Origin of the sequence: Antarctobacter sp., from assembly GCF_965277915.1 — a bacterium.
In the GTDB taxonomy this organism is placed as follows: domain Bacteria; phylum Pseudomonadota; class Alphaproteobacteria; order Rhodobacterales; family Rhodobacteraceae; genus Antarctobacter.
This window is the reverse complement of the sequence record NZ_OZ255849.1, coordinates 1,255,302-1,267,647: the sequence shown is the minus strand read 5'-3', so window position 1 is coordinate 1,267,647 and position 12,346 is coordinate 1,255,302. Positions and strand designations below refer to the sequence as shown.

The 12,346-nt window shown below is 65.9% G+C and carries 12 protein-coding genes; 7 read left to right on the top strand and 5 right to left on the bottom strand.

Features of this window, described 5'->3' with window-relative positions:
- Positions 1-75: 75 nt before the first annotated feature.
- Complete coding sequence (locus ACQY5B_RS06960) at positions 76-1,857, bottom strand: IlvD/Edd family dehydratase (RefSeq protein ID WP_420325812.1); 1,782 nt, start codon at positions 1,855-1,857, stop codon at positions 76-78.
- A gap of 149 nt (positions 1,858-2,006) precedes the next feature.
- On the opposite strand from ACQY5B_RS06960, the gene ACQY5B_RS06955 reads away from it, so the two are divergent.
- Both ACQY5B_RS06955 and ACQY5B_RS06950 read left to right on the top strand, forming a co-directional pair.
- Positions 2,007-2,528: a hypothetical protein gene (locus ACQY5B_RS06955; RefSeq protein WP_420325813.1), complete on the top strand. Its 522-nt coding sequence runs from the start codon at positions 2,007-2,009 to the stop codon at positions 2,526-2,528.
- Positions 2,525-3,223, top strand: coding sequence for an RraA family protein (locus ACQY5B_RS06950; protein ID WP_420325814.1), 699 nt, complete (start codon positions 2,525-2,527; stop codon positions 3,221-3,223). Before ACQY5B_RS06955 ends, ACQY5B_RS06950 begins: the two co-directional genes overlap by 4 nt.
- 132 nt (positions 3,224-3,355) lie before the next feature.
- Here the strand turns inward: ACQY5B_RS06950 and ACQY5B_RS06945 are convergent, their stop codons facing one another.
- The gene (locus ACQY5B_RS06945; protein WP_305972584.1) at positions 3,356-4,246 is read right to left on the bottom strand and encodes a phytanoyl-CoA dioxygenase family protein; all 891 of its coding nucleotides are present in this window, start codon (positions 4,244-4,246) and stop codon (positions 3,356-3,358) included.
- Between the two features lie 99 nt (positions 4,247-4,345).
- Here ACQY5B_RS06945 and ACQY5B_RS06940 point away from each other — a divergent pair, with 99 nt between their 5' ends.
- Positions 4,346-5,350: a LacI family DNA-binding transcriptional regulator gene (locus ACQY5B_RS06940; RefSeq protein ID WP_420325815.1), complete on the top strand. Its 1,005-nt coding sequence runs from the start codon at positions 4,346-4,348 to the stop codon at positions 5,348-5,350.
- Here ACQY5B_RS06940 and ACQY5B_RS06935 read toward each other — a convergent pair.
- Positions 5,347-6,270 (bottom strand): NAD(P)-dependent oxidoreductase, encoded by a 924-nt coding sequence (locus tag ACQY5B_RS06935; RefSeq protein ID WP_305972582.1) that lies wholly within the window; start codon positions 6,268-6,270, stop codon positions 5,347-5,349. The two genes, ACQY5B_RS06940 and ACQY5B_RS06935, sit on opposite strands and share 4 nt — an antisense overlap.
- 215 nt (positions 6,271-6,485) lie before the next feature.
- On the opposite strand from ACQY5B_RS06935, the gene ACQY5B_RS06930 reads away from it, so the two are divergent.
- The 4 genes from ACQY5B_RS06930 to denD are packed head-to-tail and all read left to right on the top strand — an operon-like array spanning position 6,486 to position 10,360.
- Positions 6,486-7,094, top strand: a complete 609-nt coding sequence (locus tag ACQY5B_RS06930) for a LysE family translocator (RefSeq protein WP_420325816.1) — start codon at positions 6,486-6,488, stop codon at positions 7,092-7,094.
- Entirely contained in the window at positions 7,084-8,478 is a 1,395-nt protein-coding gene (locus ACQY5B_RS06925; RefSeq protein WP_420325817.1) for an FAD-binding oxidoreductase, read from the top strand. The genes ACQY5B_RS06930 and ACQY5B_RS06925 overlap by 11 nt, the downstream gene beginning before the upstream one ends.
- Positions 8,475-9,401, top strand: a complete 927-nt coding sequence (locus ACQY5B_RS06920; protein ID WP_420325818.1) for a sugar kinase — start codon at positions 8,475-8,477, stop codon at positions 9,399-9,401. The genes ACQY5B_RS06925 and ACQY5B_RS06920 overlap by 4 nt, the downstream gene beginning before the upstream one ends.
- Entirely contained in the window at positions 9,398-10,360 is a 963-nt protein-coding gene (gene denD, locus ACQY5B_RS06915) for a D-erythronate dehydrogenase (RefSeq protein ID WP_420325819.1), read from the top strand. The genes ACQY5B_RS06920 and denD overlap by 4 nt, the downstream gene beginning before the upstream one ends.
- 132 nt (positions 10,361-10,492) lie before the next feature.
- On the opposite strand, the gene ACQY5B_RS06910 is transcribed toward denD, so the two are convergent.
- A complete protein-coding gene (locus tag ACQY5B_RS06910) occupies positions 10,493-11,944 on the bottom strand; it encodes a recombinase family protein (protein WP_420325820.1) in 1,452 nt (483 codons plus the stop codon).
- A 125-nt stretch (positions 11,945-12,069) separates the two neighbouring features.
- Positions 12,070-12,243 carry a hypothetical protein gene (locus ACQY5B_RS06905; protein WP_420325821.1) on the bottom strand — a complete coding sequence of 58 codons (174 nt, stop codon included), beginning with the start codon at positions 12,241-12,243 and terminating at the stop codon, positions 12,070-12,072.
- Positions 12,244-12,346: the final 103 nt, after the last annotated feature.

The following is a 12,346-nucleotide window of genomic DNA, read 5'->3' as shown; positions in this document are numbered from 1 at the left end:
CGATAAATACCTCCGGGGGGAGCCGAAGGCGGGGGGCAGAGCCCCCCTTCCCACGTCATCACCCCGAACCGACGTTCAGTGATTGTCGCGCGGCAGATCCTTCGCAATACGCTGGTAGGCTGTCGCCAGTTCCAGGCAGCCGCCGTCGCCCAGTTGGCCGACATGGGTGCGATAGATCTCTTCCCAGGGCGTCTGGCTGACGATCTCAGGCGCCTCCCAGGCCGCCTGCCGCGCGGCCCAGTCCTCTTCCGGGACAAGCGCATCCATGCGGCTGGCGTTCAGGTCCAGCCGGACCCGGTCGCCGGTCTGCAGGAAGGCAAGTCCGCCGCCCACCACCGATTCCGGCGAGGCATTCAGGATCGACGGGCTTTCCGAGGTTCCGGATTGCCGCCCGTCGCCCACCGTCGGCAGGTGGTTGATCCCCGCCTTGATCAGCGCATCCGGCGGCTGCATGTTCACCACCTCGGCAGAGCCCGGATACCCGACGCAGCCCACGTTGCGGATGAACAGAACCGTGCGTTCGTCGATGCCGAGGCTCTCGTCGTTGATCCGGTCGTGGTAATCCTCGGGGCCTTCAAACACCACGGCGCGCGCCTCGAAGACACCTTCATTGCCCGGTTCCGACAGGAACCGCTTGCGGAAATCCTCGGAGATCACGCTGGTCTTCATCAGGGCACTGTCGAAGAGATTGCCGGAAAGCACCTTGAACCCGGCGTTGGAACGCATCGGTGCGTCGTAGCGCTTGATCACATCGGTATCGAGGCTGTCACAACCGGCCAGGTTCACCCCCATGCTGTTGCCCGTCGCGGTCATCGCCCCGGCGTGCAACCGACCGGCGCTCATCAACTCGCCCATGACCGCCGGAACGCCCCCGGCGCGAAAGAAACTCTCGCCCAGGTACTCGCCGGCGGGCTGCATGTTGACCAGCAAAGGCACGTCAAAGCCGATGGTTTCCCAGTCCTTGACGTTCAGTTCCACCCCGGCATGACGTGCGATGGCTTGCAGGTGCGGCGGCGCGTTCGTGGACCCGCCGATGGCGCTGTTGACCACGATGGCATTCTCGAAGGCCTCGCGGGTCAGGATGTCCGAGGGTTTGAGATCCTCGTAGACCATCTCGACGATGCGCTGCCCGGTCTCGTAGGCCATGGCCATGCGTTCGCGGAACGGCGCGGGAATGGCGCTGGACCCGGTCAGGGTCATGCCCAGCGCCTCGGACATGGCGTTCATCGTGCTCGCGGTGCCCATGGTATTGCAATGGCCCAGGCTGGGCGCGCTGGAACAGACGCGGCCCATGAATTCCTCGTAGTCGATCTTGCCTTCGGCCAGCAGGCGGCGGCTTTCCCAGACGATGGTGCCGGCCCCCGCGCGCTTGCCCTTCCACCAGCCGTCCAGCATCGGACCGCCGTTCAGCCCGATGGCGGGAATGTCGACCGTGGCCGCGCCCATCAGCATGGCCGGCGTGGTCTTGTCACAGCCCGTCGTCAGCACAACCCCGTCGATTGGATAGCCGTGCAGCACCTCGACCAGGCTCAGGTAGGCCAGGTTGCGGTCCAGCGCGGCGGTCGGCCGCTTGCCGGTCTCCTGGATCGGGTGGACGGGGAACTCCATCGGGATGCCCCCGGCCTCGCGGATGCCGGCCTTGATGCGGTCCATCAGGAAGACGTGGATCTTGTTGCAGGGCGCCAGGTCGCTGCCGGTGTTGGCGATGCCGATGATCGGCTTTTCGCCCTGCAATTCCTCGCGGGTAAAGGCCTGGTTCTGGTAGCGCTCGACATAAAGCGCGGTCATGCCCGGATTGTTGGGATTGTCGAACCACTCCTGCGAGCGGAAGCGCTTGTTGGCGCGGGTATCTGACATGTCCTTCCTCCCCTGGCACGCCTGCCGATTCTGGCAAGTCTGTTCTCTTGTGCGAGTGTTCCAATTTGGTATACCAAATGCAAGCCGCTCGGCGGGAGGCCGGGCGAGAGAGGGCGAAAACCGCCCCCCAGGGCCGGGAGGACATGACCATGACGACACGCCCCGCCGCGCATCGCGCGGCGCCCTTGACGCTGGCCACCCTGCTGCTGGCCGCCCCGCTTCAGGCAGACCCGCGCCTCGACCTCGACGGCCTGCGCAGCTGCGTCGAGACCGCGGTGGACCTGGGCAAGGCCCCCACCGCCTGCGTGGACAGTGCCCACGCGCCCTGCCTTGGCATCTCGACCGAAACCCCTGCCGTGGCGGGCCTCTGCTTTGCCGAAACGCGCCAGGAATGGTCGGATGCCATAGCCGCGCGCATGGCGGACCTGCGCGAAAACGCGCCGGAACGGATCGCCGCGCTTGCCGGGATCGAGGTGAAATACGACCTGTTGTCGGCGCTGGTGCAATGCGACCGGATGGAGGAACTGGCCCTCCTGCGGGAACTGCCCGCCGAGGAAATCCAGTTGCAGAAAGCCCGCTGTACGGCCACCGCCTCGGGGCTGGCCTTCATCCGCCTGCTCTGGCGCCTGCCCGACCCCGACACACCACTTGCCAAGGAGACTGACCAATGATCGGAGAACCGCCCCGCCTGACCATCGTCAAGGGCGCCCCCCGCCCCACAGAGGCGCAGATCGCCGCTCTGCAAGGGGTCGAGACCGCCTTTCTCTGCGACGCGATGGGCGGCATGGGAGCAATGGCAACCCCCATCGCGCCGATCGGGTTCGGGCGCGACCTGGACTGTCACGCGGTGGGCCCGGCGCTGGTGGCGGACAGCGGCCCCGCCGACATCATCGCCACACTCGCAGCGGTCAACCTGCTGACGCCGGGCGACGTGGTGGTCCATGCGGCCCACGGCAACCAGGACCGGGCCACCATCGGCGACCAGGTGTCGGGGATGCTCAGGAACGCGGGCGCGGCCGGTTTCGTCACCGACGGCCCGATGCGCGACTACGCGGGTATCGTCGCCGCCGGCCTGCCCGCCTGGTGCACCGGACTGAATCCCAATTCGCCCTATACATCGGGTCCTGGTACCCTGGGGGGCAGCGCGACCGTCGGCGGCTGCCATGTTGCCACCGGCGACATGATCGTGGCCGACCGCAACGGCGTCGTGGTGATCCCCTTCGCCCGGATCGACGAGGTCATCGCACGTCTCGATGAGATCCACAGTCTCGAGGCCGAGCTCGAGGCCAAGGTCAAGGGCGGGTTCAAGACGCCGCTGGAGATCGAGGCGATGCTGGCGGACGGCTCGGCCGTGGAAATCGGGTAAGGGGGCGCTGCCCCCTCGGCCTGCGGCCTTCACCCCCGGAGGTATTTTTCGGAGAGAAGAAACAGGAGCGCAGGTTTCGGCTTCTTCTCTCCGAAAATACTCAAAAACTATTCAACTGGACAACCAACAACCTCAGGCAAAGGCGCTCTTGGCACCGCCGCTCATCTGGGTCTTGAAGATCGAGGTGTTGTCCGGCGCCGGGGGCAAGGGCAGCGTCACCGGCACATCCGCCATCCGTGGCGTGAAGACCGGCGCGCCGGTGATCATCCGATCCTGGAAATCCTCCCAGAACTTTCGCTGCCCCAACGCGTGGATATAGCTTGACCCGCCCAGAAGCGGCCAGGCATCGGCGCTGGCGCATTCGTAGAACAGGATCTTGCGCGCCCGGTCCGAAACATTGGGCGCCGAACCGTGCAGCAGGCGCACGTGATGCACCGTCATGTCCCCTGCCTTGCCGGTCAGCGTGACGATCCTGTCCCTGTCGAACAGCGGATCGTCGGGGTCGATCGCGCCGCAGAACACCCCGCCAGCATGATGGCTCAGCACGGGCCCTCTGTGTGATCCCGGAAGCACCATCAGTGGACCGTTGTCCTCGGTCACGTCCTCGAGCATCAGCCCGAAGGCCAGCAACGAGTCGTTCGTGGCCGGGTAGAAGGCCCAGTCCTGGTGCCATTCCACCGCCGCGCCGCCGCCCGGCGCCTTGCAGTTGAGCTTGGCGGTGTTCAGCACCGTGTCCGGGCCGAGGAGGTCGTTCAGCACCTCCGTCACCTTCGAGTGTTTCAGGATGCGGTCATAGACCGGGTGCTGCTTGTGCGGCAGCTTGATCCGGGTCAGGCGCGGATTGTCGGCGGAATGGCCCGTATCGAGGTCGAAACGCTCGTCGCTTTCGGTGACAGCGCGCGAGGCGTCGATCAGCCTGTCGGTCACGGCCTGCAGTTCGGCCAGTTCCCCTGGCGTCACCACCTGCTCGACCTTGAGGTATCCGTTCTCGGCGTAGAATTCCTGTTGTTCACGGCTCAGCATAGCGTCTCCTCCCCTGCCACACGCCCATGGTATCGATACCATGACTTGCGTGGTACCGATACCACCCTATCCTGAGCGCTGTCAAACGAAGGGACCGAGATGAACCGCAAGTGGGTGACGATGGGTGACGTGGCGCGCGCGGCGGGGGTCGGCAAGATCACTGTCAGCCGCGCCCTGCGCACCCCGTCCAAGGTCAGCGCCGATACGCTGGAAAAGGTGCAGAAGGCGGTGATGGAGCTTGGCTATGTTCGCGACGAGACTGCCGGCGCGCTGTCCTCCCAGCGCTCGCGCGTTGTGGGGGCGCTGGTCTCGACGCTGGAACAGCCTGTCTTTGCCTCGACCATCCGCGGGCTGGAAGAAGGGCTGAGCGCAGGCGGGTTGCAGCTGCTGCTGGGCAGCACGCGCTACCAGCCCGAGAAAGAGGCACTCATGGTCTCGACTCTGCTGGGCCGGCGCCCCGATGCGCTGGTGCTGACCAGCAGCGACCACACGGAGGACACCCGTCGCCTGCTGCGCGCTGCGGGTCTGCCGGTCATCGAACTCTGGGAACTGCCGGAAACGCCTATCCATGCCGCCGTCGGCTTTTCCAACCGGGCAGCGGGGCGCGACATGACGCGCCACCTGATCGCCTCGGGGCGCCGCGCGCCGGTCTTCCTGCGCACCGAACGCGCCAGCGATACGCGCGCCGACATGCGCGAGAAAGGCTACCGCGATGCACTGGACGGGCGCCAGGCGCGCAGTCTCGCCGTTCCCCCGCAAGAGGGTCGCAGCGGGCCGGATTACGGAGCCGAGGGGCTGGCGCAGATCATGGCGCGCTGGCCGGAGACGGATGCGGTGGTCTGCGTCAGCGACGCCTTGGCAGTTGGGGCGCTCTGCGAGGCGCGGCGCCGGGGCATCGACGTGCCGGGCGCACTGGCGGTGACCGGCTTTGGCGATATCGACGTGGCGGGCGCGTCCGCCCTGGACCTGACCACCGTCTGCATCGACGGCGCTGCCATCGGGCGCGAGGCCGCGCGCCTGACCCTCGCCGCCTGCGACGGCGAGGACATCCGGGGCACGCGGATCGACCTGGGCTACCAGCTGATCCGCCGGGCGACGGGCTAGTCGCGGCCCTTCTTCGCCTCTTCCTCGAGGTCCAGACCGTTCATCCGCGCGATGTGATCGGCGATCCACGGCACATAGTCCCCGGCATGGCCCTGCGCCTCGATCTGGGCGAAATACTGCCGCGCGGCGGAGGCGACGGGCGAAAGCGCCCCCGCCTCGCCCGCCATCGACAGAGCATAGCGCAGGTCCTTCGATGCATTGGCCACGGTGAACTTGTGCGCGTCCCGGTTCCGGTTCACCGCGTAATCCATGAAGGTATCGAAGAACCCGTTGCCCAACCGGGATGAGCCGATCACCTGCTGGATCGTGGCCGGCGCGATGCCCACCTTGGCGCCCAGCGACGTCACCTCGGCATAGAGCGCGGCATAGCTCATGGAGATGGTGTTCATGATCAGCTTCATCTTGTGGCCCGCCCCGACCGGGCCGACGTGGTTGATGTTGCCGGCCCAGCAATCCAGCACCGGCAGGATGCGCCGGAAGATCTCCGGATCGGCGCCCACCATCGCATCCAGCGTGCCGGCCTCGGCCTCCTTAGGCGTGCGGCCGAGGGGCGCATCCACCATGTGACCGCCGCGTTCCCCAAGCTCCGCCGCCAGCGCAAGGGTCACATTGGGATCGGAGGTGGAACATTCCACCACGATCAGCCCGTCCCGCATTCCCGCCAGGATGCCCTCCTCGCCACGAAAGACGCTTTCGACCTGCGGGGCGCTGCCAAGACAGATGTGGATCACGTCGCAAGCTGCGGCCATCTCTCTAGGGGTCGCGACCTCGGTGGCGCCGCGCGCCACCAGGTCCTCGACCGGGGCACGGTTGCGATTGCCCTTGATGACCAGCGGATGGCCCTTTTCCAGAAGGTTCCGGGCCATCCCGTGGCCCATGAGACCCACCCCGATGAAGCCGACCTTTACCTTGTCAGACATGCGCTTCCTCCCCCTTGTCGCGCCCCGGCTCAGGATGGCGCACGGGCAAAAGCGGCGCCTGGCCGCAAACGGTCTTCCTCCGTCCCGCACGCCGTTGACATTCCCGCCCCGGCTGGTTTGATTGCAGATGGTATACCAAACCGGCCGCGACGCAAGCAGGCCGGGCATCAGCCGGACCGGGAGGAGAACATGACAGCGACACGGGCGCCTGCCCCATGCTGACCTTTGCGCTGGCCGTCTTCTTCCTGATCATCACGCCGGGTCCCGGGGTGTTGTCGACTGCCGGACTGGGCGCGGCCTACGGGTTCCGCCCGGGGCTGGCCTATGTGCTGGGGCTTTTCATCGGCACCAATCTCGTCGCGCTGGCGGTGATTTCCGGCGTGGCCGCCATTGTCCTGTCGGTGCCGATGGTGCGCAACGTGTTGATGGTGGCCTCGATCGCCTACCTGCTCTACCTCGCGGCACGCATCGCCCTAGCCGGCAGCAGGATCGCCTTCGTCGAGGCAAAGGCCCCGCCGGCCGTCATGTCCGGACTGCTGCTGCAGGCGATCAATCCCAAGGCCTACGCGGTCAACACCACGCTCTTTGCAGGCTTTCCATATGCCCCCGACAACATCGTGTTCGAGACGGTGTCCAAGCTGTTCATCGTCAACACGATCTGGATTCCGATCCACCTGGGCTGGCTGCTGGCCGGGGCCACGCTGCACCGGCTGAACCTGTCCGAAACAGCCCACCGCCGGATCAATTACGCCATGGCCGCCTCGATGCTTGCGGTCGTGGTTCTTGCCATCTTCGCCGCCGGAGACGCCGCCAATGTCCAATGACACAGCCATCGCCAGGCTACAGGAACTGCTGGGAGACCGGCTAAGCACCTCGCAGGCCGAGCGCACGCTGCACGGCCAGAACGAGACCTATTACCCCAACACGCCGCCCGACGCGGTCGCCTACCCGGAGACGACCGGGGAAGTCTCTCAGATCCTGAAGATCTGTCACGCGCAGGCCTGCCCGGTCACGGCCTATGGTGCCGCCAGTTCGCTGGAGGGCCAGCACCTTGCCCTGCATGGCGGGATCAGCCTGGACATGAGCCGCATGAACCGAGTGCTGGCGGTCGATCCAGAGGACCTGACCTGCACCGTGCAGCCGGGCCTGACCCGCAAGGCCCTGAACGAAGAGCTGCGCGCCACCGGCCTCTTCTTTTCGGTCGACCCCGGCGCCGACGCCAGCATCGGCGGCATGGCCGCAACCCGCGCCTCGGGCACCACCGCCGTCCGCTACGGCACGATCCGCGACAACGTTCTGGCGCTGGAGGCGGTCATGGCCGACGGCACGGTGATCCGCTCGGGCTCGCGCGCGCGGAAATCCTCGACCGGCTATGACCTCACGCACCTGATGATCGGGTCCGAGGGCACGCTGGGCATCCTCACCGAGCTGACCCTGCGCCTGCACGGGACACCGGAGGCCGTGACCGCCGCCACCTGCCGCTTCGAGGACGTGGAGCAGGCGGTGCAATGCGTCATCACCACCATCCAATGCGGCATCCCGATGGCCCGGATCGAGCTCCTCGATCACATGATGGTGCGCGGCTTCAACGCCTATGCCGATGCGGGCCTGCCGGAAAAACCGCACCTGTTCCTGGAGTTCCACGGCGCGCCGCAGGCGGTCAAAGAACAGATGACGAGTTTCGAGGAAATCGCGGCCGAATTCGGCGCCGAAGGTTGGCAGACCGCCACCACGACAGAGGACCGTACCGCGCTCTGGGCTATGCGCCACAACGCGCATTATGCCTCTGCCGCCCTGGGAAAGGGCAAGCACATCTGGCCCACGGATGTCTGCGTGCCGATCTCTCACCTGGCCGAGGCCGTGGCGCAAAGCCAGGCCGATGCCACCCGTCTCGGCCTGACAGCCACCATCGTCGGCCACGTCGGCGACGGCAATTTCCACGCCGGCCTGTCCGTCGATCCCGACGACCCGGACGAAATGGCCCGTGCGCTTGAATTCACCCATGCCCTTGGCGAAACCGCCCTGCGACTGGGCGGCACCGTGTCCGGCGAACATGGCATCGGCATCGGCAAGCAATCGTTCATGGATGCCGAACACGGCGCGGCATTGGCCTATATGCGGGCCATCAAACAGGCCTTCGACCCAAGGGGCATCCTCAACCCGGGCAAGCTGTTGCCCGCCCAACCACAGACAAGGGCCGCCGAATGACACGCTTTCTTTCGCTGGGCGAAATCATGATCGAGATGGCCCCGGCGCCGCAAAACCCCGGCCTGTTCCGGCTGGGCTATGCCGGGGACACCTTCAACACCGCCTGGTACGCGCGGCGCCTGCTGCCCGCCACATGGACCGTCAGCTATGGCACCGTGCTGGGAGAGGATGCCATGTCCGACGACCTTGCCCGCTTCATCGGCGCGCAGGGCATATCCAACGACGCGATCCGGCGCCACCCGACCAGAACGCCCGGGCTCTACATGATCCAGACCCGCGACGGCGAACGCAGCTTCTCCTACTGGCGCGGCCAGTCCGCGGCCAAGACCCTCGCCGATGACCCGGCCTGGCTGGACGATATCATGGCAGAACGCGACGTGATCCAGTTCTCGGGCATCACGCTGGCGATCCTCGCGCCCGAAGCACGCAGGACGCTTTGCGCCGCGCTGGGGCGGGCACGGGCGGCCGGCGCCCACGTCGCCTTTGACACCAACCTGCGCCCGGCGCTCTGGGAAAGCGCCGAGGCGATGCGCTCGGGCCTGCTCATGGGGGCCGCGGTCTCGGACACCGTCCTGCCCAGCTTCGACGAGGAACAACTGGCCTTTCAGGACGCCACGCCGGACGACACCTTGCAACGCTACCGTGCCGCCGGCTCCAGCTGCGTGGTCATCAAGAACGGCGAGGCCCCCTGCCACGGCTGGTCAGAGGAAGACGGCACCGTCACCACCACCCCGCCCGAGGTGACCAGGATCATCGACAGCACGGCGGCGGGCGACAGTTTCGGTGCCGGTTTCCTGGCCGCGCGCGCAACGGGCGCCAGCCTCGGCACCGCCATGTCCCGCGCCGCCCACCTGGCGGCAGAGGTCATCCAGCACCCCGGCGCGCTGGCGCCACAGATCTTCGACCAAGGAGAGACCCCATGAACATTCTCATCATCGGCGGCGCCGGTCTCGTCGGCCAAAAACTCGCCCGCCTGCTGGCACAACGCGGCTCGCTGCGCGGCAAGCCCATCACGCGCCTGACCCTGGCCGATGTCGTCACCCCCGCCGAGATCGACGCGCCCTTCGAGGTCACCTACCAGAAGGCCGACATCACCGATCCCGTCTCCGCCGCAGAGGCCATCGCGCCGGATACCGACGTGATCTACTTGCTGGCGGCGGTCGTCTCGGCCCATGCCGAAGAGGATTTCGACTTCGGCTACAAGGTCAACCTGCACGGCCATCTCAACGTTCTGGAACGCGCCCGCGCCCTGGGGACACAGCCGGTCGTGGTCTTCACCTCTTCGATCGCGGTCTATGGCGGCGAGGTGCCCCAGCCCTTCACAGACGACAGTTTTCTCAACCCGCAGATCAGCTACGGCACGCAAAAGGCCATCGGCGAGCTGCTGCTGAACGACTATTCCCGGCGCGGCTTCATCGACGGGCGCGGCTTTCGCCTGCCGACAATCTCTATCCGCCCGGGCAAGCCCAATCGCGCCGCCTCGGGCTTCATGTCCTCGATCTTCCGCGAGCCGCTGCAGGGCCAGACCGCCAACTGCCCGGTGGACCCGGATTTCCACCATTTCTACCTCAGCCCCCGCAAATGCGTCGAAAACCTTGTGAAGGGCGCCGAGATCGCGCGCGAAGACCTCGGCATGAACCATTGCATGACCATGCCGGGCCAGGTCTTGACCATCCGCCAGATGATCGACGCCATGACCGCCGTCGCCGGACCGGAACCTGCCAAGCTCATCACCTGGGAACCCCAACCAGAGATCGCGGACATCCTGAAGGGCTGGCGCAACGAAATCCGCCCGCAAAAGGCCGCCCGCCTCGGCCTCGAACCCGACGCCAGCTTCGAGGAAAACATCCGCAATTTCCTCGAGGACGACCTGCCCGCCTGAGACGGGCCCCGGTTTCTTTGGGCTTCAAATACCTCCGGGGGTGAATGCGCGGCACGCGCAGAGGGGGCAAAGCCCCTTGCTCGGCCGTCATTTGCTCTTTTGCTTCCCCGCGCGTGCCGTTTTGCTGCGGGTTCAGCATATCACGGTCATGGCTTTGCCGTCCGCAGTCCCTCCGGCCCCGCTTTCGGGCAGCAGCGCGGCGTTTGCGAGGTTCATGCGGATCTCGACGCCATGCTGTGCGGTCGTGTTTTCTGTGAGTGTGATCCGTTTGATCAGCATCGAGAGATATGTGTTTGCCTCGTCGACGTACCCTACCTCGGACAGTAAGTCCTCCATCTGCTGAACGGCAAGATCATAGGCTTGGCTGGGGTCTTCCACCACCGATGCCTGGGTGGCGATCCTGGCCTGTTTCTCAGCGATCCGTGCCGTGAGGACATCGACTTCCGCCTGCAGCGCCTCCGCTTTTGCTTTGAATGTTGCGTAGGGCGCGCCCTCGGCGATGGCGGTCATGATGCCGTCCAGACCTCGGTTTGCTGCGGCACGTTGTGCTTCCAGCCGAGACAGGTCTGCTTCAACCGTGCCGTCCCGCAGACCTGCGCGTTCGGCTTCGTATTCGGACTCGAACCGGCGCCGCATCTCTTTTGATTGGAACACAGCGCGGAGGGCGTCGAAAACGCGCTGTTCAAGACGACGGCGCGAGATGCCCTTTCGATTGCCACAGGCTCCCTTGTTGGCCTCTCCACAGCGGAAGCCGGCCTTGTTGTATTTGACAACATTGGCGCCACAGCATCCGCAGGTCATCAAGCCGGAGAGCAGATGGCGACGGTGCGGCATCCTCCGCGCCACCTTCGGGGTCGGTGCCGAACGTCGGCTCAACTCTGCCTGCGCGGCATCCCAAAGCGACTGCGCGATGATCCGCAACTCCGGGATCTCCTGTTCGTTCATGTCCTGCGGCGAGGGTTTGTTCCGTATTGCGCCGGTTTCCGGATGATCGGTATGCGTGTTGCGGCAGACGCTGGCCATGCCGGTATAGAGGCGGTTGCGCAGAATGCCGTCCTGCCGCGACCGGCTGCCGCGGATCGTCGTGCTCTCCCAGGTCCCGCCCTTCGGGGCGGGCATCCGGTCCGCATTCAGCCCGGCGGCGATCGCCTTCGTCGATTTCCCGGAGGTGTATTCCTCGAAGATCCGGCGCACGATTGCGGCCTCCTCCGGATCGATTTCGCGGTTGAGGCCGTGTTCCACCTCGCGCTTGCGATAGCCATAGGCGCTTGTGTGGAGCCGGAACCGGGTGATTGCCCCCTGCATGCCCCGTTTCGTGTGATCGGCGATTTTCTGGCTGAACATCTGCGCGCCAAAGCCCGCGAACAGAACCTTCACGACGTCCTGTTCGCCCTCCTGAATCGACACCAGGCGGATATCCTGGAACGACAGCAGATCGCGCGTGTTGATCGCATCTTTGACCTTGCGCGTCAGGCGGTCGACCGCTTCAACCGGAACGACGTCAAAGGCGCGGCGCTCTGCTGCGGACTTCATGGACTGGTAGCCGGGCCGCCGCGTGTCCTTCCCCGATCTTTCCTCGTCCATGAAGACGTGGACGATGGTTCAGCCCTCACGGTGGCAGAAGCGCTCCGCCGCCGCGACCTAGTCCTCGATCGAGGTCGCTTTCTGCAGGTCGGAACTGTAGCGCGCGTAGACGGCAACGCGTTTCGTCATCGGGATTTCTCCGGTTTGGGGGTGTTGGCAGGCGGCGTTGCCGCGAGTTTGCGCGCTTCGGCACGGGCCATCAGTATGGCGCCCCCTTTCAGGGCGATGTGCACGGTTTCGGCACTGTTGGGATCGAGGTTGGCTGCCTTGAGAGCTCGGGCGGGCGTGGGATTGGACATTGTCTTCCTCGTGATGGGGCCCGTTACTCGGGCCGTTGAGGAAGTGGTGTCGAAAGACTTTTTCAAAGGCGGTTTGTTTGACGACTGTTCCGGAGGCGCAAGG